Source organism: Streptomyces sp. CG 926, from assembly GCF_003148825.1.
Lineage (GTDB): Bacteria > Actinomycetota > Actinomycetes > Streptomycetales > Streptomycetaceae > Streptomyces.
Genome location: NZ_QGGZ01000007.1, coordinates 199700 through 221977, shown reverse-complemented (window position 1 = coordinate 221977; position 22278 = coordinate 199700). Strand labels below are relative to the sequence as shown.

Below are 22278 nucleotides of genomic sequence, written 5' to 3'. Positions count from 1 at the left end.
ACCAACGGGCTACCAGGTGAGCTGGAGGCATGCGCACATGGGCATGAGCGTGACCATTTCGGCGGCGGCTGCCGAGGACGCTGAGCAGATCTTCAAACTGCAATACCTGGCCTTCCAGCGGGAGGCCGAGCTCTACGGCAACTACCTCATCCAGCCGCTCACCCAGTCCCTGGACTCCCTCAAGGGGGAGCTGGCGACCGACACGGTCCTCGTGGCCCGGCTCGGCGACGAGATCGTCGGGACCGTGCGCGGCAACGTCGACGAGGACGGCACCGGCAAGATCGCCAAGCTCTGTGTCCACCCGCGCCTGCAGGGTCACGGACTCGGGGCGCGCCTGCTGCGCGCGGTCGAGGAGGCCCTGGCGAGCCCCGGCAAGACCGCCCGCTTCCGCCTGCACACCGGGCACAAGAGCGAGTCGAACCTGCGCCTCTACCGCAAGGCCGGTTACGTCAAGGTCGGCGGCCGCACGGCGTCCGACGGCGTCCAGCTGGTGATCCTGGAGAAGGAAGCCAAGGACCCGACCGACTTCACGGTCAGCGCGTAGTCGCCGCTGCGCGCTTGCGCAGCCAGAGCATCCCGGTGATCGGCAGGATCACCGGGATGAACAGGTAACCCATCCCGAACTGCGACCACACGGTCGTGTCGGGGAAGGCCTCGGGTCGCACCAGGGTCCAGGTGCCCACGGCCAGTACGCCCGCCAGCTCGGCGGCGCAGCAGATCAGCGCCGCCTTGCGGGCCTTCTCGCCGCCGCGCACCAGGGAGTACGTGATGAACGCGTAGGCCAGCGCGGCCACGGCGGACAGCGCGTACGGCAGCGGCGCCCGGTCGAACTCGGTGGAGATCTGGAAGGCCGAGCGGGAGACCGCGCCCACCACCATCACCCCGTAGAGCCACACCAGCAGCAGACCGGGACCGGAGACCAGCCGCTTGCGCCCGTCGGGGGCGGCGGCGGCGGTGGCGCCGGTGGCGTTCGTCGTGTCGGAGTCAGGCACCGGCGGTTCCCCAGATGTCGTAGAGCCGTACTTCGAGGACGGCGAGCACGACGGCGCCGGCGGCCACCGTGATCGATCCCCACTTGGTCCGCTCGGTCAGCGAGAGCATCCCGGCCGCCGGTACCGCGGCGAACGCGCCCACCAGGTAGGCCACGAAGATCACCGTGCCCTCGTCGGGCTTCTCGCCCTGGGCCAGCTTCACCAGACCGATCACCAGCTGCGCCAGGACCAGCACCGTCACGACGGCCATGCCGATGAAATGCCAGTCCTTGGTCGGCTGGTCCCGCCATGCGGCGTGGCCGCACCAGGCGGCGAGGGCGAGTGCGGCCACGCCGATGGCGACCGTCAGGGCGTCGAGCATGCAGCGAGGGTATTACGGGCCGAAAGACCCGATGCGCGCACCCCTGTGTCCGGACCGTGGTCTTGACCACAGCGGGCGCGGTCGCCGTACGTCGCAGGGAGCGGGCCGCACGGGCCTCGGCCCCCCTTTCGATGCAGGTCAGCGCCGCTGTGCAGCCCCGGTGCCATGGGGTGCTCGCGCCCGGAGTGGTCCGGTATGCGGTCGAATAGCGTCCGCTATTCGGACGCCGTTGATCGGTCAGGGGATAGGTCTGGTTTACTGGGGCCCATGACCACGACGAGCAGCCGCACCCTTGCGACCGAGGCGACGATGACGCCCGGTGCTCGTTGTATGTGTCGAATGTGCGCCTTCTGAGGGCCCCTTCCTGAGTCTCGCGCCCCGAAGCGAGACCAGTCGCGCCGGTGCTTCGTCCCCTGATGAACAGCACGGCTCGGCCATGCCCCGCGCACGTGTCGACGTCATCATTTTCTGACGGTTCGTCCCGTATCGCGTCCCCAGATTGTTTGCCCCGTGCCGGCACCCCGCTGCGCCGCGCACACGACAGCGACGGAAATCCTGTGATCACCACATCGGGCCTCACGAAGGTCTACCAGTCCCGTGGCCGCGAGGTCACCGCCCTGGACGGCGTCGATCTCCACGTCCGTGAGGGCGAGGTGTACGGAGTCATCGGCCAGAGCGGCGCCGGCAAGTCCTCCCTGATCCGCTGCGTCAACCTGCTGGAGCGCCCCACCACCGGCACGGTGACCGTCGACGGCGTCGACCTCACCGCCCTCGCCGGCCGCGGCCGGCGCGCCGGCAAGGAGCTCCGCGAGGCGCGCAGCCGCATCGGCATGGTCTTCCAGCACTTCAACCTGCTGTCCTCGCGCACCGTCCAGGGCAACGTCGAGCTGCCCCTGGAGATCCTCGGGGTCTCCGGCCGCGAGCGCTCCCGCAAGGCCCTCGAACTCCTCGACCTCGTCGGCCTCGCCGACAAGGCCAAGGCCTACCCGACCCAGCTCTCCGGCGGCCAGAAGCAGCGCGTCGGCATCGCCCGCGCCCTGGCCGGCGACCCCAAGGTGCTGCTGTCCGACGAGGCCACCAGCGCCCTTGACCCCGAGACCACCCGCTCCGTCCTGGGCCTGCTGCGCGACCTCAACCGCCAGCTCGGCCTCACCGTGCTGCTCATCACGCACGAGATGGACGTGGTCAAGACCGTCTGCGACTCCGCCGCACTGATGAAGAACGGCCGGATCATCGAGTCCGGCACCGTCGCCGAACTCCTGGCGACCCCCGGCTCCGAGCTGGCCGGCGAACTCTTCCCGGTCACCGGCTCCGCCACCGGCCCCGACCGCACGGTCGTCGACGTCACCTTCCACGGCGAAGCCGCCGCCCAGCCGGTCATCTCGCAGCTCTCGCGCACGTACAACATCGACATCTCGATCCTCGGCGCCGCGATGGACACCGTCGCGGGCCGCCAGATCGGCCGCATGCGCATCGAACTGCCCGGCGGCTACGAGGACAACGTCGTCCCGGTCGGCTTCCTGCGCGAGCAGGGCCTCCAGGTCGACGTGGTCGACGACCCCGAAGACGCCGACGCCGAGCTCGCCCAGCTCGTCAAGGATGGTGCCAAGTGACCTGGTCCGAAATGCAGCCCCTGCTCACCCAGGGCACCTACGACACCCTCTACATGGTGCTGTGGTCCACCCTGGTGACCGTGCTCGGCGGCCTGCCCATCGGCATCCTGCTGGTCCTCACCGACAAGGGCGGCCTCCTGCAGAACCAGCCGCTCAACAAGGTCCTCGGCGTGATCGTGAACATAGGCCGCTCGCTGCCGTTCATCATCCTGCTGATCTTCCTGATCCCGGTCACCACCGCGGTCGTCGGCACCTTCATCGGCCCCACCGCCATGATCGTCCCGCTCGCCATCGGCGCCATCCCCTTCTTCGCCCGCCTCGTCGAGACCGCCGTCCGCGAGGTGGACCACGGCCTGATCGAGGCCGTCGAGTCCATGGGCGGCGGCATCCCCACCCTGGTCGGCAAGGTGCTCCTCCCGCAGGCCCTGCCCTCCCTGGTCGCCGGCGTCACCACCACCGTCATCACCCTCGTCGGCTACTCGGCCATGGCCGGCGCAGTCGGCGGCGAAGGGCTGGGATCCAAGGCCATCACCTACGGCTTCCAGCGCTTCGAGACCGGGTTCATGGTCGCCACCGTCGTGGTCCTGATCGCCCTCGTCACGGTGATCCAGCTGCTCGGCGACGGCGCGGTCCGCCTCCTGGCCCGCCGCGGCCGGACCGCCTGAGAAGACTTTCCCCCCAACAGAGCCCGCACTTGTCGTGCTTGGGCCACCACCAGCAAGTCATCGGTACTTGTTCAGCAAGAAAGGCACTCTTCGTGCGTAAGAACATCAAGCTCACCGCCCTCGCCGCCACGGCCACCGCGCTCGCCCTCGGCCTCACCGCCTGCGGCAGCTCCTCGGACCCGTCCTCGGCGAAGGCCGACGGCGGCAAGGTCGACGAGAGCAAGCCCCTGGTCATCGCGGCCTCCCCGAGCCCGCACGCCGACGTCCTGAACTTCGTCAAGGACAAGCTCGCCGCCAAGGAAGGCCTCAAGCTGGAGGTCAAGGAGTTCACGGACTACGTCCTGCCGAACACCGCCACCGAGCAGGGCCAGGTCGACGGCAACTACTTCCAGCACAAGCCGTACCTCGACGACTTCAACAAGAAGAACAGCACGCACGTCGTGCCCGTCGTGAACGTGCACCTGGAGCCCCTCGGCCTCTACTCCAAGAAGGTCAAGGCCCTCTCCGACATCAAGGCCGGCCAGACCGTCGCCGTCCCCAACGACACCACCAACGAGGGCCGCGCGCTCCAGCTGCTCGCCGCGAACAACCTGATCACCCTCAAGGAGGGTGTCGGCACCAGCGCCAAGCTGTCCGACATCACCGACAAGAAGGGCCTGGAGTTCAAGGAGCTGGAGGCCGCCACGGTCCCGCGCGCCCTGAACGACGTGGACGCCGCGATCATCAACGGCAACTACGCCCTGGAGGCCAAGCTGTCGCCCGCCAAGGACGCGCTGGCCCTGGAGAAGGCCGAGGGCAACCCCTACGCCAACTTCCTCGCGGTCAAGGACGGCAACCAGAACGACCCGCGGATCCAGAAGCTGGCCAAGCTCCTGAACTCCGACGACGTCAAGAAGTTCATCGAGGAGAAGTACCAGGGCTCGGTCGTCCCGGCCTTCGGCGCCCCGGCCACCTCCTGAACCGGTACCTCGTGATCCGGTTCCCCCCGACCCGGTCATGAATCTCGGCCCCGCACGCACCTGACCGCGCGCGGGGCCGAGCTCTGCCCGCATCCGGGCAACCCGGCCCTGCACATCACCCGGTCGATGCTGCATGCTGTGGCCTACGAACCGCACACGCACGGTCCCGCACGAACGGTCCCGCACCGCGGTCGCATCGCACCACGGTCGCACCACGGTCTCAGGCATGGAGCTGCGCATGACTACCACCTTCCCGGACGTCACCATCAGCACGGACCGGCTGGTGCTGCGCCCCTTCGAGGAAGAGGACGTCACCGCGCTGACCGAGATGATGAACGACGAGCACGTCACCGCCTGGACCGGAGTGCCCCACCCCTACACCCCCGCCGAGGCGCACGCCTGGGCCACCCGGCGCTCCCACGCCGAACGCACCGAGGGCCGCGGCATCGTCTTCGCCGTCACCGAGTTCCTCACCCAGCGCCTCGTCGGCATCGTGCACCTGCAGAGCACCAACTGGCACACCCGCGCCACCGAGGTCGGATACGTCACCGCCCCCTGGGCCCGCGGCGAGGGATACGCCAGCGAATCCGTCCTGGCCGTCGCCCAATGGCTCTTCCGCGACCAGGGGTTCGAGCGCCTCGAACTGCGCACCGCCGCCGACAACACCGCCTCGCAGCAGGTGGCGCAGAAGATCGGCTGCATCAGCGAGGGCGTCCTGCGCAACGCGTGGATAGTTCGTACACAGACGGCCGACGGCGGCTGGACCGACACCCGCACCGACCTCATCGTCTGGAGCCTGGTCCCCGAGGACCTCGACGAGGGCGACGGCTACGACGGGTACGACAGCTACGACAGCTACGACGGATACGCCCGCAGCACCGCGTTCCCGCAGCGTGCCGACGCGAACGGCCACCGCGTCGGCGCCGACTGGAACTGAACGGATGACCGGGTAGTCTCACCGTGCCCGCCCCGACGAAACTTCGCCCTCCGCCGGCCACCGCCGGGCGGGCCCCCGCCAGACCAGGAGACTGACGACGATGGCCGATCGGGTCACGGTGATCGGCTGGGACGGTTCGCCCCTGACCGCGGGCGCCCGGTCCGCGCTCTCCGCCGCCACCCTCGTGGCCGGCGCCGCGCACCACCTCGCCCTCCCCGAAGTACCGCCCACCGCGGAGCGCATCCGCCTGGGCAGTGTCGGTCTCGCCGCACGCCGCATCGCCGGCCACCGCGGCACCGCGGTGGTCTTCGCCGACGGGGACCCCGGCTTCTTCGGCGCCGTACGCGTCCTGCGCGCCCCGGAACACGGCCTGGAGGTCGAGGTCGTCCCGGCCGTCTCCTCCGTCGCCGCCGCTTTCGCCCGCGCCGGCATGCCCTGGGACGACGCCCAGGTCGTCGTGGCCCACCCCCGTACCCTGCGCCGCGCGGTCAACGTCTGCCGCGCCCACGCCAAGGTCGCCGTCCTCACCTCCCCCGGCGCCGGCCCCGCGGAACTCGCACTGCTCCTCGAAGGTGTTCACCGCACCTTCGTCGTCTGCGAGGAACTCGGCACGGACCGGGAGCAGGTGAGCGTCCTCACCTCCGACAAGGCCGCCGACCACAGCTGGCGCGACCCGAACGTCGTCATCGTCATCGGCGGCGGGGGACCGGCCCCCGCGGAGGCGGGCTGGCTGCTCGGCCGGAGCGCCGCCCGGTCCACCGAGCGCGGCTGGGCCAGGCCCCGGGCCGACACCGGCGAGGGCGAGTCCGCCCAGCTGAGGGCGGCCCAACTCGCCCGCCTCGGCCCGCGCACCGGCGACCTCCTCTGGGACATCGGCGCCGGCTCCGGCGACGTGGCCGTGGACGCGGCCGCCCTCGGAGCCGCCGTCATCGCGGTGGACGCCGACCCCGCCGCCTGCGACCGCATAACTGCCGCCGCCCGCACGCGCGGAGTACAGCTCCAGGCCGTCGTCGGGCGCGCTCCGCACGTACTGGAGAACCTGCCCGAACCCGATGTCGTCCGCGTCGGCGGTGGCGGCGCCGCCGTCGTCGCGGCCGTCGCCGAACGCCGCCCCGAACGGATCGTCAGCCACGCCTCCACCCGCGACGAGGCGGAGGCGATCGGCAGGACACTCACCGAACACGGTTACGCCGTCGAGTGCGCACTGCTCCAGTCCGTCGGCCTGGACACCCGTACCTGGGCCGAACAGGACCGTTCCGTGGTGTTCCTCCTGGCAGCGGAACGCCCCGCCACGCGCTGAGACGAGGGCCGGGGTAGGCTGGCCGATCGTCGTACTGCCTCGGACGATTCGGGCATCGCGACACCGCCTGGACGCGCGACGTGGCGCAGTCCACAGAGGACCGTGACGGTTATGGCCGACACGGTGGCCGACGGGCGCGACAATGCTTACTGGTTGTCGTGCCGGCGCATGCGAGACGAGCTCGTCGCACCGCAACCCCGCAGGCAGAACCGCTCGGCGGCCTCGTGGGCGACCGGGCGATCGAAGAGGCAAAACCGATGGGCGAGGGGTAAGCATGACTGACACCGGCCAGGTCCCGGGCGAGGGTCTCCCGGACAACGCGGGCATGGTGGATCAGCAGAGCGTCCCCGCTCCGGTCCAGATCCCGGCACCGGCTCCCGCCGGCTACGCCTTCCAGGACCTCATGGACGACCCGGCCGAGCCGGAGGACGAGGAACTGCTGCTGATGCCGAGCAGCCAGGGCGCGTGGAGCGACCCGCAGGTCGTCCCGCAGGCCCCGGCCTTCCCGGCGCCCCAGCTCGGCGAGCCGCAGCTCTACGCGGACCAGCCGTACGGCGCCGAGCCCTCCTACGCAGAGGCCCCGGCCGCGTACACCGAGTTCCCCCCGCCCGTGTTCCCCGACGGCGGCTACAGCGCGGGCGCGCACGAGACGGGCGGCCGTGACTCCGGCGCGCTCGACCTCGGCGGGCTCGTCGTCCCGACGCCGGCGGCCCCGGTGACCCCCGCGGCCCCCATGCGGCGTCCCCTGCACATGGGCCCGCCCATGCCCGAGGCCAACGGCGGAGTCGTCCGGTCCCTCGCCGACCGCGGCCCGGCCGCCGCGCCCGCCCAGGCCGCCGCGATGGCCGCCGTGAGCACCCCGGCGGCGCCCACCCCGTTCCCCCAGGCGGGGCCCCCGACCACGGGACCCGAGTACCTGGACATCCACGCCGAGGCCGCCGCGGCCCAGCCGGCCGAGATCCCGCCGCAGGCCGGGGCCCCGTGGATCCCGGAGCCGGTCGCGGCGCCCGAACCGGTGGCCGAGTCGGTGGCCGAGCCCGCCGTGGCCCCCGTGCAGCCGGAGCCGACCGAGGCTCCCGCGGAGGCGGTGGCCCGGCCCGAGCCGATTCAGCCCGAGCCCGTAGCGGTCGAAGGGCAGCCGCAGCCGGAGCCGGTCGCGGTCGAACCGGCTGCCGCCGAGCCGGCTGCCGCCGAGCCGGTCGCCGTGGAGCCCGTCGCCGTCGAGCCGGTCGCTGTCGCGCCCGAGCCCACCCCGGAGCCGCAGCCCGAGCCCGGGCCGGTCGCCCCGGAGGAGCCGGTGGCGGCCGCCGAGGCCGAGCCGGTCCGGCCCGAGCCCCTCGCGGTGGAGCCGGAGCCGCTGCCGCAGCCGGTCGTGACCGAGTCGGTGGCCGTGGAACCCCGGCCCGAGCCCGTGCTCATGGCTCCGCCCGTCGAGGCCGAGCCGGTGCAGCCGGAGGCCGCCCCGGCGGAGCAGTCCGAGGCCCCGGCCGCGGAGCCGGTCGAGGTGCAGCCCGAGCCGGTGCTCGCCGCCCCGCCCGTCGCGGTCGAGCCGGTCCAGCCGCAGGCCGCCGCGCCGCAGACCGTCCGCCCGGAGCCGGAGCCGGAGCCGGAGCAGCCCCTCCAGATCCACCCCGAGGCCGCCCCGGAGCCGATCCCGGCGGAGCAGCCGGAAGCCGAGCCCGTGGTGGACGCCCCCGCCGCGCCCTCCGCGGGTGAGGCGGCCCCCGGCTACGCCGACGCCGAGCGCGAGGCCGTCCTGCGCGTCATGCGCGAGCGCCGCGACATCCGCAAGGGCTTCCGTACCGACCCCATCCCGCACGAGGTGCTGCTCCGCGTCCTGGAGGCGGCCCACACCGCGCCCAGCGTCGGCCACTCGCAGCCCTGGGACTTCGTCGTCATCCGCTCCGCCGAGACCCGCCGGACGATGCACGAGCTCGCCCAGCGCCAGCGCGAGGCGTACGCCAAGTCGCTGCCCAAGGGCCGGGCCAAGCAGTTCAAGGAACTCAAGATCGAGGCCATCCTCGACACCCCGGTGAACATCGTCGTCACCGCCGACCCCACCCGCGGCGGGCGCCACACCCTCGGCCGGCACACCCAGCCGCAGATGGCCCCGTACTCCTCGGCCCTCGCCGTCGAGAACCTCTGGCTCGCCGCGCGCGCCGAGGGCCTCGGCGTGGGCTGGGTCAGCTTCTTCGACGAGCGCGAGATGGTCCGCGAGCTGGGCCTGCCCGAGCACCTCGAAGTCGTCGCCTACCTCTGCGTCGGCTACGTCGACGAGTTCCCCGAGGAGCCCGAGCTGGCGCAGGCCGGCTGGTCGCAGCGCCGCCCGCTGTCCTGGGTGGTCCACGAGGAGACCTACGGTCGCCGCGCGCTGCCCGGCGAGGAGCCGCACGACCTGCTCTCCGAGACGGTCGCCAGCATCCGCCCGCTCGACGCCAAGGCCCTGGGCGAGGCCTGGGAGCGCCAGAAGCGCATGACCAAGCCCGCCGGCGCCCTGGGCATGCTGGAGATCATCTCCGCCCAGCTCAGCGGCCTGTCCCGGGTCTGCCCGCCGCCGATCCCGGAGCCGGCGGCGGTCGCGATCTTCGCCGGTGACCACGGCGTGCACGCCCAGGGCGTCACCCCGTGGCCGCAGGAGGTCACCACGCAGATGGTGGCCAACTTCCTGGGCGGCGGAGCGGTCTGCAACGCCTTCGCCAACCAGGTCGGCGCCGAGGTCTGCGTGATCGACGTCGGCGTCGCCGGCGACCTCCCGGCCACCCCGGGCCTGCTTCCGCGCAAGGTCCGCCCCGGCACCGCCGACCTCTCCACCGGCCCCGCCATGACCCGCGAGGAAGCCGTCGCCGCCATCGAGGTGGGCATCGAGACGGCCCGCGACCTGGTCGCGGCGGGCAACAAGGCGCTCCTCACGGGCGAGATGGGCATCGCGAACACCACGGTGTCCGCCGCCCTCATCTCGGTCTTCACCGGTGTCGACCCGGCCGAGGTCACCGGCCGCGGCACGGGCATCAACGACGAGACGCACGCCCGCAAGGTCGAGGTCGTCCGCCGCGCCCTGGAGCTCCACCAGCCCGACCCGGCGGACCCGATCGGCGTCCTCGCGGCGATCGGCGGCCTGGAGCACGCGGCCATCGTCGGCCTCCTCCTCGGCGGCGCGTCGCTGCGTACCCCGGTGATCCTGGACGGCGTCAGCGCCGGAGCCGCCGCCCTGGTGGCCCGCGCCATCGCCCCGGAGTCCCTGTCGGCGTGCATCGCGGGCCACCGCAGCGCCGAGCCGGGCCACGTCGCGGCGCTCAACAAGCTGGGCCTGCGCCCGCTGGTCGACCTGGACCTCCGCCTCGGCGAGGGCACGGGCGCGCTCCTCGCCCTTCCTCTGGTCCAGAGCGCGGCCCGCGCGATGCACGAGGTCGCCACCTTCGACTCGGCGGGCGTCACGGAGAAGTAGCCCGCCAGGCCCCTGCCCTCGCCGTCGGGCGGGCGCGGCGCAACGGGGCTCCGCCCCGCACCCCGCGCCTCAAACGCCGGCGAGGCTGGGACGGGGAGCCTGCGCCCGGTGCCGTGGGGCGGGGACACTCCGGGAGGTCCCCGCAGGTCGAGCGAACCCACCGCCGAGCGGCGGGCCGGTCCGGCTCAGGGTTCGCGAGCCGAGGAGACCTGCCGGAGGGGCACCGCCCCACCGCGAAGCCCCGGCGGGATGGCCCGGACCCGCCGAGCGCCCCTGCGGGGCTCGGTCACCGCTCCACCGCGAAGCCCCCGGCCCGCGAGCCGAAGCCCAGGTGGCCCGGACCCGCCGAGCGCCCCCGCGGGGCTCGGTCACCGCGGCACCGCGAAGCCCCGGCTCGCGAGCCGAAAGCCGAGGCGGGGTGGCCCGGACCCGCCGAGCGACCCCGCAGGGGTTCGGCGTAGCCCCGTCCGCACCTCGGGACGGGCCGCGCCGTATGGTGGACCCGCACCGAATTACCGCACGTCAGTACACCGCCGCTCCAGCGCCGCAGCGGCACGCAAGAGCACCGCCGCCTTCAGGAGCCGCACCGCCATGGCCGACACCCCCGCGTACCCCGTAGGACTCCGTCTCGCCGGCCGCCGCGTCGTCGTCATCGGCGGTGGTCAGGTCGCCCAGCGCCGCCTCCCGGCTCTCATCGCGGCCGGCGCCGACGTCCTGCTCATCTCGCCCTCCGCCACCCCCTCCGTGGACGCCATGGCCGAGACCGGCGAGATCCGCTGGGAGCGCCGCCGCTACCAGGACGGCGACCTCGCCGACGCCTGGTACGCCCTGATCGCCACCCAGAACCGCGAGGACAACGAGCGCGCCTCCGCCGAGGCCGAGCGTGAGCGCGTCTGGTGCGTGCGCGCCGACGACGCCTCCGCCGCCACCGCCTGGACCCCCGCGACCGGCCGCATCGAGGGTGTCACCGTCGCCGTGCTGACCGGCAACGACCCCCGTCGCTCCGCGGCCGTCCGCGACGCCGTCGTCGAAGGCCTGCGCGACGGCACCCTCACCGCGCCCGCCCACCGGCACAAGGCCACCCCCGGCGTGGCGCTCGTCGGCGGCGGCCCGGGCGACCCGGACCTGATCACCGTGCGCGGCCGCCGGCTCCTCGCCGAGGCGGACGTGGTCATCGCCGACCGGCTCGGCCCCCGCGACCTGCTCGACGAGCTTCCGCCGCACGTCGAGGTCATCGACGCCGCGAAGATCCCGTACGGCCGGTTCATGGCCCAGGAGGCCATCAACAACGCCCTGATCGAGCACGCCAAGGCCGGCAAGGCCGTGGTCCGGCTCAAGGGCGGGGACCCGTACGTCTTCGGCCGCGGCATGGAGGAGCTCCAGGCCCTCGCCGAGGCCGGCATCCCCTGCACCGTCGTTCCCGGCATCTCCAGCTCCATCTCGGTACCCGGCGCCGTCGGCATCCCCGTCACCCACCGCGGTGTGGCGCACGAGTTCACCGTGGTCAGCGGCCACGTCGGCCCCGACGACCCGCGCTCGCTCGTGGACTGGGCCTCCCTCGCCAAGCTCACCGGCACCCTGGTGATCCTCATGGGCGTCGACAAGATCGGCCTGATCGCCGAGGCACTGGTGCGGCACGGCCGCTCCGAGCAGACCCCGGTCGCGGTGATCCAGGAAGGCACCACCGCCACCCAGCGCCGGGTGGACGCCACCTTGGCCACGGTCGGCGCGACCGTGCGCGCCGAAGAGGTCCGTCCGCCGGCCGTCATCGTCATCGGCGAGGTCGTCCGCGTGAACGGCCCGGACGACAACCCCCTCCCCACCACCGGCGCCTGACAGGCCGTTGGCACCGCACCCAGGACAAGGCAGTATCACCCTGTGGCTGATCTCATCACCGTCGAGGACCCCGACGACCCGCGCCTGCGCGACTACACGGGCCTGACCGACGTCGAACTCCGGCGCAGGCGCGAGCCCGCGGAAGGCCTTTTCATCGCCGAGGGCGAGAAGGTCATCAGACGCGCCAAGGACGCCGGGTACGAGATGCGCTCGATGCTGCTCTCCGCCAAGTGGGTCGACGTCATGCGCGACGTCATCGACGAACTCCCGGCACCGGTCTACGCGGTGAGCCCCGAGCTCGCCGAGCGCGTCACCGGCTACCACGTGCACCGCGGGGCCCTGGCCTCCATGCAGCGCAAGCCGCTGCCCACGGCCGAGGAACTGCTCTCCACCACCCGCCGTGTGGTCGTCATGGAAGCGGTCAACGACCACACCAACATCGGTGCCATCTTCCGCAGCGCCGCCGCCCTCGGCATGGACGCGGTACTGCTGTCACCGGACTGCGCGGACCCGCTCTACCGCCGCTCGGTGAAGGTCTCCATGGGCGCGGTGTTCTCCGTGCCGTACGCCCGCCTGGAGGCCTGGCCCAAAAGCCTCGACTCGGTGCGCGAGGCGGGCTTCAAGCTGCTCGCCCTCACCCCGCACGAGAAGGCCACGCCGATCGACGTGGCCGCGCCGCAGTCCCTGGAACGGGTCGCGCTGATGCTCGGCGCCGAGGGCGACGGACTGTCCACGCCCGCGCTGGTCGCCGCCGACGAGTGGGTACGGATCCCCATGGCGCACGGAGTGGACTCGCTGAACGTGGGCGCGGCGGCCGCGGTCGCCTTCTACGCGGTGGCCCAGGGCCGCGCCGCGCAGTAGGACCGCCGGGGTCATGGCCGCGGCAGCGGCCGCGGCTACAGCTTCTGGGCCGCCGCGATGCCCAGCGCGACGATCAGCGTCACCACGACGAACACGATCAGCCGCTGCCGCATCAGCTTCGGATCCGGCCGTGCGGGCCGCCGTCCCGTCCCCGTCGTCCTGGGGGCCGGACGGCCGCCCGTACGCCCCGAGGTCGGCCGGGAGGACGGGCCGCCGGGGTGCTGCGGGTGACGGGAGGACGAGGGCCGCGAGTGCGGACCGCTCGGGGTGCCGCCCTGCGCCCTGGGTGTGCTGCCGCCACCGGTACGACGCTCCGTACGCCGGCCCGGGTACTCCTCGGCCGCGCCGCCGATCCGCTCCGCCTCGGGGAGCCGCCCGGTCGGCCGCTCGACGCGGGCCCGCTGGGCCGGCGGGCGCCCGTCGGAGAGCCCCTGCGCCTCGCGGGCCGCGATCTCCTTGAGCCGCATCGACAGCTGGAGCGTGGTCGGCCGCTCCTCGGGGTCCTTGGCGAGGCAGGCCCGCACCAGCGGTGCCAGCGCGTCCGGCACGCCCTGCAGGTGCGGCTCCTCGTGCACCACGCGGTACAGCATGACCTCGGAACTACCGTGTCCGAAGGGGGAGTCGGCGGTGGCCGCGTAGGCCAGCGTGGCACCGAGCGCGAAGACGTCGGTGGCCGGGGTGACGGCGGCGCCGCGCACCTGCTCGGGCGCGAGGAACCCGGGGGAGCCGACGGCCGTACCCACATGGGTGAGGGTGCTCGCCCCGGTGGCCCAGGCGATACCGAAGTCGATGATCCGCGGGCCCTTGGGCGACAGCAGGATGTTCGAGGGCTTGAGGTCCCGGTGGACGACCCCCGCCTCGTGGACGGCGACCAGACCCTCGGAGAGCGCGGCGCCCACGGCGGCGATCTGCGCGGCCGTCAGGGGGCCTTCCTCGGCCACCTTGTCGTGCAGCGAGGGGCCGGGTACGTACTGGGTCGCGAACCAGGGGCGCTCGGCCTCCAGGTCCGCCGCCACCAGGCGCGCCGTGCAGCCGCCCCGGATCCGCCGGGCGGCGGACACCTCACGGGCGAACCGCGAGCGGAACTCCTGGTCCTCGGCCAGGTCCGGCCGGATGACCTTGAGCGCGACGCGCTGCCCGCGCCGGTCCGATCCCAGGTAGACCACGCCCATGCCGCCGGCACCGAGCCGCCGGTGCAGTCTGAACGAGCCGACGACACGCGGGTCCTCGCGCCGGAGCCGCATCATCGCCATGTCCACCCCGCTGACCGGTCGTCCTGTTGACGTGGCACAGCTTACGGACCATCCGGCATGCGTGCTCAGAGGCCGCGCCCTCGCCGGGGGATTCGATCGTCAGTGCGCCACAGCACACGTGAGGGGTCGTCGACGCCGGGGGCCGGGCGTTCCACCGGGGCGGCCCACCCGGCCAAACGCCCCTTGCGGCAAGGGGATTGGAGTCCCGGAGCAGGTCCGGGCCCACTCCGGCGTGACCGGAGGCGGCTCCCGGCCGAGTCGATCTTGTCGGCGGCAGGTGGGCGGACACGCGGCCACAGGGAGTGACGCAAGTGAGCGAAGTCACTACCCTCCGGTCATCCCCTCCGGGAAGACCCCCATAACGGGGGAACGGTCTCCACCCAGGGGAGTACACGGGGGAGGCCCCGTCATCCTCCTGGAGGCCCGGCAATGGGTACGAGGGCATGAGGCCAGGAGCCGCCCGCCCACCTAGTGTTGAAGACAAGCGGCGGGTGGCGCACTCGTCCCCCGAGGTCACGAGCCCGCCGCTGCCAGACGACAGGGAGAGGACCATGGCGGACATCGCACGGCAAGGACGCAAGGCATTCGCGTTCAACGGCCACGAGTCCGGTACCCGCCACCCCTTGGTGGCCGCGGCCATGGTGCTCCCCCTGGCCGCCCTGCTGCTCTTCCTCTTCGGAGGCTTCGAGCAGCTGGCGGCACAGGCGTCGTCCGTGGGTGTGATGCTGGGGCGCTGAGCGGCGCCCCAGGTCCGGGAGAGCGGCCCGGACCGGGACATCGTGGCCTGTCGAACCCCGTGGGGACGGGGGAGCGACGGACGGACGGCAGGTGAAGGGTGCTGCCCGTACGACTGGGGAGTCGGACGGGCAGCACCCTTTTCATATGCCTCGACATCTCTCGACCTTCACATCTCTCGACCCTTCACACGTCGGCTCATACGCCGGCCCACTCGTGCGGGGGAACGCGAAAGCCCCGACCGCAGGACGGTCGGGGCTTTCAGGTGGTGCGCGATACTGGGATTGAACCAGTGACCTCTTCCGTGTCAGGGAAGCGCTCTCCCGCTGAGCTAATCGCGCGGGCTCCGCAGCTCGAAAGCCGCAGGTGGAACAAGGTGATGCAGGTGCTGCGTGCGCGATACTGGGATTGAACCAGTGACCTCTTCCGTGTCAGGGAAGCGCTCTCCCGCTGAGCTAATCGCGCGAGGATCCTTGCGGATCAGTGGACGATACTGGGATTGAACCAGTGACCTCTTCCGTGTCAGGGAAGCGCTCTCCCGCTGAGCTAATCGTCCTTGGAGGTGGAGACGGGATTTGAACCCGTGTAGACGGCTTTGCAGGCCGTTGCCTCGCCTCTCGGCCACTCCACCAGGAGCTGCAGGGGTTCTCGGGAAGATCCCCCACTTCGAGCGGACGACGAGACTCGAACTCGCGACATCCACCTTGGCAAGGTGGTGCTCTACCAACTGAGCTACGTCCGCAGGTCACCGTGTTCGCTCCGGGGTTTTCCCCCTTCGCTCCCTGGCGACGTGTTGAACTCTAGCGGATTACCGGGCCAGCTCAAAAACGCGTTTCCGCAGCGTGCTGCCGCTCGATCACCACAGGTCACCCCGCCGTCACCGCACCGGCGCCGTGTCGTCACCGGTCATAGACTCGCAGCCGTGCACGACCTGCCTCCCATGGCCCGCTTCGGCGGCCTTCTCGCGACCGACCTCCGAGACGTCACCAGCGATCCCGCCGCCCTCGACTCCACCGGCTTCTGGGCGGTGTCCGCCGACTTCGAAGGGCGGCTCGTCTGCGCGCGCTTCGGCGACGTACGCCGCGCGCCGGTCCCCGCGCCCGTTCCGGGCGCCTGGCGCGGACCCGACGCCGACCGGTGGACCTCATCTCTCGACCGCGCCGCGTACGTGGCCGGCGTACGACGCGTCCGTGAGTACATCGCCGCAGGCGAGGTCTATCAGGCCAACCTCTGCCGGGTGATGTCCGCGCCGCTGCCGCACCCCGCCAGCGCCGACGTCGACGCGCTCACCGCGCTCCTCGCGCGGGGCAACCCCGCACCTTTCGCAGGAACGATTCGCCTGGCCGCCCACGGCGTCGAGATCGCCACCGCCTCGCCCGAGCTGTTCCTGCGCCGGTCCGGCCGGCACATCGAGTCCGGCCCCATCAAGGGGACCGGCCGCACCGTCCACGACCTGCTCCCCAAGGACCACGCCGAGAACGTGATGATCGTGGACCTCGTACGCAACGACCTCGGCCGGGTCTGTGCGACCGGCTCCGTCGCGGTCCCCGAGCTGTGCGCCGTCGAGGAGCACCCCGGCCTGGTCCACCTCGTCTCCGTCGTGAGCGGCGAACTCGCCGACGGCACCGGCTGGCCCGAGCTGCTCGCCGCCACCTTCCCGCCCGGTTCCGTCACAGGCGCCCCCAAGTCCTCGGCCCTGCGGATCATCGAATCCCTGGAAACCGCCCCGCGCGGCCCCTACTGCGGAGGCATCGGTTGGGTCGACGCGGACCGGGGCACCGCCGAGTTGGCCGTCGGCATCCGTACATTCTGGATCGACCGCGAGGCCGCCGGTGGCCCCCGCCTGCTCTTCGGCACCGGAGCGGGCATCACCTGGGGCTCCGATCCCGACCGCGAATGGGCGGAGACCGAACTCAAGGCCGCCCGGCTCCTGCGGGTGGCCATGGGCCACGAGGTGAGCGGCGGCCCGCAGGAGACGAACGACACGATCGGAAGGACCGCACCATGAAGATCTGGCTCGACGGAGCCCTGACCGAGGTGGACAGCGCGAAGGTGTCCGTCCTCGACCACGGCCTGACCGTGGGCGACGGCGTCTTCGAGACGCTGAAGGCGGAGCGCGGCCGCGCCTTCGCGCTCACCCGGCACCTGGAACGACTCACCCGCTCGGCCCGGGGCCTGGGCCTGCCGGACCCCGACCTCGACGAGGTCCGCCGCGCCTGCGCCGCCGTACTGGAAGCCAACCCGCTGGAGCACGGTCGGCTGCGCGTCACCTACACCGGCGGCGTCTCCCCCCTCGGCTCCGACCGCGGGGACGCCGGGACCACCCTGATCGCCGCCGTCGCCGACTCCCCCCGCCGCCCGGACACCACCGCCGTCGTCACCGTGCCGTGGGTGCGCAACGAACGCTCCGCCGTGGCCGGGCTGAAGACGACCTCGTACGCCGAGAACGTGGTCGCCCTCGCCGCCGCGCACCGCGCCGGGGCCTCCGAGGCGCTCCTCGCCAACACCCTCGGCCGCCTCTGCGAGGGCACCGGCTCCAACGTCTTCGTCGTACTCGACGGAGAACTGCACACCCCGCCGCTCGCCTCCGGCTGCCTGGCGGGCATCACCCGGGCCCTGATCGTCGACTGGGCCGGCGCCAAGGAGACCGACCTGCCCTTCGAGGTGCTGGAGCGGGCCGAGGAGGTCTTCGTGACCTCCTCGCTGCGCGACGCCCAGGCCGTGCTGCGGATCGACGACCGCGAACTGGGGTCCGCCCCCGGACCGGTCACGGCCGAGGTGATGCGGATCTTCGAGGTGATGGCGGGCGCGGACCTCGACCCGTAGGTCGACCGGGACGGGAACGGGGGCGGCTTCCGTCGGAGGAGGGCTGTCGCGGCGGCCGGGGGACGGGTAGAACTCAAGGGATGACCACCACCCTGCGGCCGTCCGGGCCGCTCCAGCACACGGCGGACGGCGCGCGCTCGCGCCCGTACGAGATCCGGGTCAACAGCAGGCGGGTCGGCGCCCTGCTGATCGCCTCCGACACCCCCTTCGGGCCCACGGTCGGCGAGATCCGCGACCTCGACGTCGAACCGGGCGACCGGCGGCGGGGGAGGGCCACCGTCGCCGCGCTCGCCGCCGAGGAAGTGCTGCGCGGCTGGGGCTGCCGCCGGGTCCGCGTCTCGGTCCCGGCGGACTCGGAAGCCGGCCTGTGCATGGCCGAGGCCCTCGGGTACACCGAATACAGCCGGAACATGGTCAAGGAGCTGCCGGCCGAGCCCCCGGCCCTCCCCGAGGAGGTACGCGGCCGCCCCATGACGGACGCCGAGTACGCGCTCTGGTATGCCGGGGCCGTCGAGGACTACGCCGCCGGCTGGCGCAGCCGCGGCATGTCCGCCGAGGCCGCCCGCGCCAAGTCGGTGGCCGACCACACGAGCCTGTTGCCCGAGGGCCTGGCCACCCCCGGAGCCACCTTCGTCGTCCTGGAGGCGGCCGGGGTGCCCGTCGGTCAGGTGTGGCTCGCGCCGCGCGACGAGGGCTCGTACATCTACGACATCGAGGTCCGGGCCGAGCACCGGGGGCGCGGGCACGGCCGGCACCTGATGGCGCTCGCCGAGCGCGCCGCCCTCGCCGCCGGCCACCGCCTGCTGGCGCTCCAGGTCTTCACCGACAACACCCCGGCCCTGAGGCTGTACGTCTCCCTCGGCTACCGGCCCACCAACTTCAACTACGCCAAGGACCTCGTCTAGTCCGTCGGGGTCCGTCGGGGTCCGCCGTTCCGCTAGTCCGCGAGCAGACGGTCGGCGATCTCCTCGATCCGGGCGCGCAGGCCGTCCTGGCTCTTGCCGCCGTCGAGGCGCCGGCCGTCGATCACGTACGTCGGGGTGCCGGTCACGCCGATCGCTTTGCCCTCGGCCTGGTCGGCGTCGACGATCAGGATGTGTCGACCGTCGATCAGGGCCGTGTCGAACTCCTCGACGTCGAGCCCCAGTTCACGCGCCACGTCCAGCAGGACCGGCTCGCCGCGCTCGGCCAGCTCCGCGGTGCGCGCCAGCACCGCTTCCGCGTAGGGCCAGCCCTGGCCCTGCTCGACGGCCTCCTCGGCGGCCTGCGCCGCGGCGAAGGAGTGCTTGTGCTTCTCCAGGGGGAAGTGGCGCAGCCGGATGTCCAGCCGGTCGCCGTAGCGGGCCCGCAGGGCGCGTACGTCGTCCAGGGCGCGGTGGCAGTCCGGGCACTGCAGTTCGCACCAGACGTCGAGGATCACGGAATCGGTCATACGGACAGTCTCCCAGCCCCCACCCCTCCCACCGACCGGGACCGGGACGCGGTCCTGGGTCCGGGCCGGGAGACCTGGACCCAGGGAGGAGACACGACCCGGAGATGTCCCGGAGATCCGCACGGGGACGGCCCGGAACCTGGCCGCCGCGGCGGCGACCGGTGCAGGATGGATAGGGACAGATCGCCGAGCGCCGAGAGTCCGGAGGACCGCATGCTTGCCGAGACCATTTGCTCCGCGGTGTCAGTGGCGGGCCTGGGCATCGCCGCGGTCACCGCCTACCGCAAACGCTTCCTGACCGCCGCCCGGATCACGGCGTACGCGCTGGTGCCGGTCGCCCTGGTGATGACGGGGTTCGTGGAGTGGGTGTCCGGGATGGTCTTCAACCCGACCGTCTGGGCCGGCTTCGGCCTGCTCGGCCTGTCCTGGCTGCTCTTCATGACGACCCGGGCCATCGAGCGCCGCGGCCTGCCCGAGTCCGGGGAGTCCGGGAAGCCGGCGAAGAAGGTCAGGAAGAGCCCGGCCACCGAGGCCGTCGCCCCGGGTGCCTCCGCGCCGTCCCTCGGCTCCGCCCGAGCCGGTTCGCAGGCGCAGCCCGCCGCCCCCGCGGAGGACTTCTCCGACATCGAGGCCATCCTCAAGAAGCACGGGATCTGAACCACGGGATCCGAACCACGGGATCAGAGCACGTGATCGGCCCCGGCCGGGCCAGGACCGCCCTCGTCCACAAGATCGAGCGAACTCCCGCGCGGATGTTGGCGTGTTGAAGGTCGGTGTGTGGTGCGCTGCGTCATCATCGCCCCGACATGTTCGACACATCGCACCGTGACCCGCCGGTACCCGCCCCTGTGGTGGAGGAGCCGCGAGGTTGTCTCTTCGCGCTCTCCCAGCCACCCCTGATGATCTTCCTAGCCGTGATCGGCATCCTGCTGCTGCTCGCTGCGGTGCACGACCTCTTCATGCTCTGACGCCTCCGCGTCGGCCTCCTTGCGCCGGGCCCGGTACGCCGCCACGTGCAGCCGGTTCCCGCAGGTCCGGCTGTCGCAGTAGCGCCGGGACCGGTTGCGGGACAGGTCGACGAAGGCGCGCCGGCAGTCCGGGGCCTCGCAGCGGCGCAGCCGTTCCTGCTCGCCGGAGACCACGATGAAGGCGAGCGCCATGCCACCGTCGGCCGCCAGGTGGTCACCCACCGACGCGCCCGGCGCGAAGTAGTGCACGTGCCAGTCGTAGCCGTCGTGGTCGGTCAGCTGCGGGGTGGTGCCCGCCGTGGCCACGAGCTCGTTGATCAGGATGGAAGCCGCGCGCGGGTTCGGGGAGGCGAAGACCTGCGCGAACTTCCCGCGCACCGTCCGGACGCCGGCCAGGTCGCGGGCACTGAGGTCGCCGACGTCACTGATCGAGTACTCCTGGACGAATCCGCGCAGCGCGCCGATGTCCGAGAGTCCGTCGGGCTGGTCGGCCTCGGCCGCGGTGTTCACCAGCGCGACGACGACGTCGAGCGCGCGACGGGTGTCGTGGGGGATCTGCACGGGGTCTCCCTCAGGGGACGGGCCTGCGACGACGGGGGCCGTCGCCGCTGCCGCCCGACAATAGCGGGTCGCGCAGAGCACACCGGCGCCGTCCTCGCGGGTGGCTTCCGCTGGAACAGCGCCGGCACTGCCGTATGTGGTTGTCCGTCCCGCACCGTCGCCCCGAGTCGGACGGTGTCGAGCGGCTGTAGGCCTGGCTCAGCTTTCGGCCAGGATGTGGGAGAGCTCCTTGTCGAGGTCGAAGTGCCGGTGTTCGGTCCCGGGTGGGACCGCGGCGTCCGTCCGCTTGAGGAACGACTCGAGTGCTCGGGCGGGTGCTTCGAGCAGTGCTTCTCCCTCCGGTGAGCTCAGGGCGATGCAGACGACGCCCTGACCGTGGCTGCGGGACGGCCAGACGCGGACGTCGCCGGTACCGGTGGGCCGGTGGAGGCCCTCCGCGAGGAGGTCGCGGGCGAATACCCATTCGACCGTCTCCTCGGCGCCGGTGTGGAAGGTGGCGTGCACGGCGTAGGGGTCGGCCGTGTCATACCGCAGGCCCGCGGGAACAGGCAGTGAGGACTCGCTCGACACAACGAGGCGCAGGTGCAGCTCGCAGCTGACCGTGGTGTTCATAAGCGCCAGGGCCTTTCGCTCAGTGTGCGCTCGGGGATTCGCACGTCGGCGAAATCGACATGCCACCTACGGTGCCGTTGTAAACCCCTCTGACCGTTTTGCGGACCTCTGGGTCCCTCGGACGGCGGATCCAAACCCACATTCCCGTGTGCATCGAGCTCCGGTAGATTCGGGTTCATGAATACGGGGAGTGACCGCGGAACCCACGGGTCCGCCGCTGATGACGCCACCACCGAAGCCACCACCGAAGCCGCCGCCGGATCGCCCGCGGAATCCGCGACCGAGGCCGCCGAGGAGACGCCGCACGTGTCGAAGGCCCCGGCCTTCATCAAGCGGAACAGGAGCCTGCACCTGAGCTGGCAGGTCGGCGTCTTCATCGTCGGCCTCGCCGTGATCGGCGCCGGCATCGCCATGCTCGTCCTGCCCGGGCCCGGCTGGGTCGCGATCTTCGCGGGCCTGGCGATCTGGGCCACCGAGTTCGCCTGGGCCCACCTCGTGCTGCGCTGGACCAAGCGGAAGGTGACCGAGGCGGCACAGAAGGCGCTCGACCCGAAGGTCCGCCGCCGCAACATCATCCTGACCAGCGTGGGCCTCGTCATCGCGGGCGCGCTGATCGGGTTCTACCTGTGGAAGTACGGGCTCGTCCTGCCCTGGAACCTCAAGGACCAGTGATGGTCAAGGAGCACCGCTGACATGCGGTAATGTTTGCGGTGCGTCCGGGCGATTAGCTCAGTGGGAGAGCACTTCGTTCACACCGAAGGGGTCACTGGTTCGAACCCAGTATCGCCCACCCGGATCGAAGGCCCGGAGACTTCACCGTCTCCGGGCCTTCGGCGTTTCCACCTAGGCCGTCTCTTTCGGATCTTGCCGGGCCGGCGACGCCCGGCACCGCACCCGGCCGCGTTGTCGGGGCGACCGAGTA

21 protein-coding genes and 6 tRNA genes are annotated in these 22278 nt (G+C 72.2%); 16 read left to right on the top strand and 11 right to left on the bottom strand.

The window, feature by feature from the left end; genetic code table 11:
* Positions 1-37 precede the first annotated feature (37 nt).
* A complete protein-coding gene (locus tag BCL76_RS20215) occupies positions 38-544 on the top strand; it encodes a GNAT family N-acetyltransferase (protein WP_030765582.1) in 507 nt (168 codons plus the stop codon).
* Here BCL76_RS20215 and BCL76_RS20210 read toward each other — a convergent pair.
* Both BCL76_RS20210 and BCL76_RS20205 read right to left on the bottom strand, forming a co-directional pair.
* Positions 534-992, bottom strand: a complete 459-nt coding sequence (locus tag BCL76_RS20210; RefSeq protein WP_109780869.1) for a hypothetical protein — start codon at positions 990-992, stop codon at positions 534-536. The genes BCL76_RS20215 and BCL76_RS20210 overlap by 11 nt on opposite strands.
* Complete coding sequence (locus BCL76_RS20205) at positions 985-1353, bottom strand: hypothetical protein (RefSeq protein WP_109780868.1); 369 nt, start codon at positions 1351-1353, stop codon at positions 985-987. The genes BCL76_RS20210 and BCL76_RS20205 overlap by 8 nt, the downstream gene beginning before the upstream one ends.
* A 557-nt stretch (positions 1354-1910) precedes the next feature.
* On the opposite strand from BCL76_RS20205, the gene BCL76_RS20200 reads away from it, so the two are divergent.
* The 8 genes from BCL76_RS20200 (at position 1911) to BCL76_RS20165 (ending at position 12969) form a co-directional block, all read left to right on the top strand.
* Positions 1911-2966, top strand: coding sequence for a methionine ABC transporter ATP-binding protein (locus BCL76_RS20200; protein ID WP_109780867.1), 1056 nt, complete (start codon positions 1911-1913; stop codon positions 2964-2966).
* Positions 2963-3631: a methionine ABC transporter permease gene (locus tag BCL76_RS20195; protein ID WP_109780866.1), complete on the top strand. Its 669-nt coding sequence runs from the start codon at positions 2963-2965 to the stop codon at positions 3629-3631. The genes BCL76_RS20200 and BCL76_RS20195 overlap by 4 nt, the downstream gene beginning before the upstream one ends.
* Positions 3632-3723: 92 nt before the next feature.
* Positions 3724-4590: a MetQ/NlpA family ABC transporter substrate-binding protein gene (locus BCL76_RS20190; protein WP_109780865.1), complete on the top strand. Its 867-nt coding sequence runs from the start codon at positions 3724-3726 to the stop codon at positions 4588-4590.
* A gap of 238 nt (positions 4591-4828) precedes the next feature.
* Positions 4829-5527, top strand: a complete 699-nt coding sequence (locus BCL76_RS20185) for a GNAT family N-acetyltransferase (RefSeq protein WP_109780864.1) — start codon at positions 4829-4831, stop codon at positions 5525-5527.
* Between the two features lie 100 nt (positions 5528-5627).
* Positions 5628-6827: a precorrin-6y C5,15-methyltransferase (decarboxylating) subunit CbiE gene (gene cbiE, locus BCL76_RS20180; protein ID WP_109780863.1), complete on the top strand. Its 1200-nt coding sequence runs from the start codon at positions 5628-5630 to the stop codon at positions 6825-6827.
* A 274-nt stretch (positions 6828-7101) separates the two neighbouring features.
* A complete protein-coding gene (gene cobT, locus BCL76_RS20175; RefSeq protein ID WP_109780862.1) occupies positions 7102-10272 on the top strand; it encodes a nicotinate-nucleotide--dimethylbenzimidazole phosphoribosyltransferase in 3171 nt (1056 codons plus the stop codon).
* A 591-nt stretch (positions 10273-10863) separates the two neighbouring features.
* Entirely contained in the window at positions 10864-12108 is a 1245-nt protein-coding gene (cobA, locus tag BCL76_RS20170; protein WP_109780861.1) for a uroporphyrinogen-III C-methyltransferase, read from the top strand.
* Between the two features lie 42 nt (positions 12109-12150).
* Positions 12151-12969 (top strand): TrmH family RNA methyltransferase, encoded by an 819-nt coding sequence (locus BCL76_RS20165; RefSeq protein WP_109780860.1) that lies wholly within the window; start codon positions 12151-12153, stop codon positions 12967-12969.
* Between the two features lie 35 nt (positions 12970-13004).
* Here the strand turns inward: BCL76_RS20165 and BCL76_RS20160 are convergent, their stop codons facing one another.
* Positions 13005-14222: a serine/threonine-protein kinase gene (locus tag BCL76_RS20160; RefSeq protein WP_109781045.1), complete on the bottom strand. Its 1218-nt coding sequence runs from the start codon at positions 14220-14222 to the stop codon at positions 13005-13007.
* A gap of 527 nt (positions 14223-14749) precedes the next feature.
* On the opposite strand from BCL76_RS20160, the gene BCL76_RS20155 reads away from it, so the two are divergent.
* Positions 14750-14959, top strand: coding sequence for a hypothetical protein (locus BCL76_RS20155; RefSeq protein ID WP_375137948.1), 210 nt, complete (start codon positions 14750-14752; stop codon positions 14957-14959).
* Between the two features lie 264 nt (positions 14960-15223).
* Here BCL76_RS20155 and BCL76_RS20150 read toward each other — a convergent pair.
* The 5 genes from BCL76_RS20150 to BCL76_RS20130 form a co-directional block, all read right to left on the bottom strand.
* Positions 15224-15298 (bottom strand) — tRNA-Val (locus tag BCL76_RS20150).
* Positions 15299-15350: 52 nt separating this feature from the next.
* Positions 15351-15422: transfer RNA gene (locus BCL76_RS20145), tRNA-Val, on the bottom strand.
* A gap of 19 nt (positions 15423-15441) precedes the next feature.
* Positions 15442-15513: transfer RNA gene (locus BCL76_RS20140), tRNA-Val, on the bottom strand.
* Position 15514: 1 nt separating this feature from the next.
* A tRNA-Cys gene (locus tag BCL76_RS20135) sits at positions 15515-15588 on the bottom strand.
* A gap of 38 nt (positions 15589-15626) precedes the next feature.
* A tRNA-Gly gene (locus BCL76_RS20130) sits at positions 15627-15699 on the bottom strand.
* Between the two features lie 180 nt (positions 15700-15879).
* Between BCL76_RS20130 and BCL76_RS20125 the strand changes: the two genes are divergently transcribed.
* From BCL76_RS20125 to BCL76_RS20115, 3 genes are all read left to right on the top strand, one after another.
* The gene (locus BCL76_RS20125; protein WP_146228406.1) at positions 15880-16965 is read left to right on the top strand and encodes a chorismate-binding protein; all 1086 of its coding nucleotides are present in this window, start codon (positions 15880-15882) and stop codon (positions 16963-16965) included.
* Positions 16962-17783 carry an aminotransferase class IV gene (locus BCL76_RS20120; protein ID WP_030723555.1) on the top strand — a complete coding sequence of 274 codons (822 nt, stop codon included), beginning with the start codon at positions 16962-16964 and terminating at the stop codon, positions 17781-17783. The genes BCL76_RS20125 and BCL76_RS20120 overlap by 4 nt, the downstream gene beginning before the upstream one ends.
* Before the next feature lie 80 nt (positions 17784-17863).
* Positions 17864-18688 (top strand): GNAT family N-acetyltransferase, encoded by an 825-nt coding sequence (locus BCL76_RS20115; RefSeq protein ID WP_109780858.1) that lies wholly within the window; start codon positions 17864-17866, stop codon positions 18686-18688.
* 32 nt (positions 18689-18720) lie between these two features.
* Here BCL76_RS20115 and BCL76_RS20110 read toward each other — a convergent pair whose 3' ends face one another.
* Entirely contained in the window at positions 18721-19215 is a 495-nt protein-coding gene (locus tag BCL76_RS20110) for a DsbA family protein (RefSeq protein WP_181382632.1), read from the bottom strand.
* Positions 19216-19428: 213 nt separating this feature from the next.
* Between BCL76_RS20110 and BCL76_RS20105 the strand changes: the two genes are divergently transcribed.
* The gene (locus BCL76_RS20105; protein WP_109780857.1) at positions 19429-19872 is read left to right on the top strand and encodes a hypothetical protein; all 444 of its coding nucleotides are present in this window, start codon (positions 19429-19431) and stop codon (positions 19870-19872) included.
* A gap of 251 nt (positions 19873-20123) precedes the next feature.
* Here BCL76_RS20105 and BCL76_RS20100 read toward each other — a convergent pair whose 3' ends face one another.
* Together BCL76_RS20100 and BCL76_RS20095 are read right to left on the bottom strand one after the other, a co-directional pair.
* Positions 20124-20744, bottom strand: coding sequence for a CGNR zinc finger domain-containing protein (locus BCL76_RS20100; RefSeq protein WP_109780856.1), 621 nt, complete (start codon positions 20742-20744; stop codon positions 20124-20126).
* A gap of 198 nt (positions 20745-20942) precedes the next feature.
* Complete coding sequence (locus BCL76_RS20095) at positions 20943-21356, bottom strand: SsgA family sporulation/cell division regulator (RefSeq protein WP_030011909.1); 414 nt, start codon at positions 21354-21356, stop codon at positions 20943-20945.
* Positions 21357-21533: 177 nt separating this feature from the next.
* On the opposite strand from BCL76_RS20095, the gene BCL76_RS20090 reads away from it, so the two are divergent.
* Together BCL76_RS20090 and BCL76_RS20085 are read left to right on the top strand one after the other, a co-directional pair.
* Positions 21534-22028, top strand: a complete 495-nt coding sequence (locus tag BCL76_RS20090) for a TIGR02611 family protein (RefSeq protein ID WP_109780855.1) — start codon at positions 21534-21536, stop codon at positions 22026-22028.
* Between the two features lie 46 nt (positions 22029-22074).
* Positions 22075-22146: transfer RNA gene (locus tag BCL76_RS20085), tRNA-Val, on the top strand.
* Positions 22147-22278: the final 132 nt, after the last annotated feature.

Bases quoted from the DNA above. Each gene is read 5' to 3' on its own strand.
- BCL76_RS20215 (WP_030765582.1), top strand. From the start codon at position 38: ATGGGCATGAGCGTGACCATTTCGGCGGCGGCTGCCGAGGACGCTGAG.
- BCL76_RS20205 (WP_109780868.1), bottom strand. From the start codon at position 1,353: ATGCTCGACGCCCTGACGGTCGCCATCGGCGTGGCCGCACTCGCCCTC.
- BCL76_RS20185 (WP_109780864.1), top strand. From the start codon at position 4,829: ATGACTACCACCTTCCCGGACGTCACCATCAGCACGGACCGGCTGGTG.
- cbiE (WP_109780863.1), top strand. From the start codon at position 5,628: ATGGCCGATCGGGTCACGGTGATCGGCTGGGACGGTTCGCCCCTGACC.
- cobT (WP_109780862.1), top strand. From the start codon at position 7,102: ATGACTGACACCGGCCAGGTCCCGGGCGAGGGTCTCCCGGACAACGCG.
- cobA (WP_109780861.1), top strand. From the start codon at position 10,864: ATGGCCGACACCCCCGCGTACCCCGTAGGACTCCGTCTCGCCGGCCGC.
- BCL76_RS20160 (WP_109781045.1), bottom strand. From the start codon at position 14,222: ATGGCGATGATGCGGCTCCGGCGCGAGGACCCGCGTGTCGTCGGCTCG.
- BCL76_RS20120 (WP_030723555.1), top strand. From the start codon at position 16,962: ATGAAGATCTGGCTCGACGGAGCCCTGACCGAGGTGGACAGCGCGAAG.
- BCL76_RS20115 (WP_109780858.1), top strand. From the start codon at position 17,864: ATGACCACCACCCTGCGGCCGTCCGGGCCGCTCCAGCACACGGCGGAC.
- BCL76_RS20110 (WP_181382632.1), bottom strand. From the start codon at position 19,215: ATGACCGATTCCGTGATCCTCGACGTCTGGTGCGAACTGCAGTGCCCG.
- BCL76_RS20105 (WP_109780857.1), top strand. From the start codon at position 19,429: ATGCTTGCCGAGACCATTTGCTCCGCGGTGTCAGTGGCGGGCCTGGGC.
- BCL76_RS20095 (WP_030011909.1), bottom strand. From the start codon at position 21,356: ATGAACACCACGGTCAGCTGCGAGCTGCACCTGCGCCTCGTTGTGTCG.
- BCL76_RS20090 (WP_109780855.1), top strand. From the start codon at position 21,534: ATGAATACGGGGAGTGACCGCGGAACCCACGGGTCCGCCGCTGATGAC.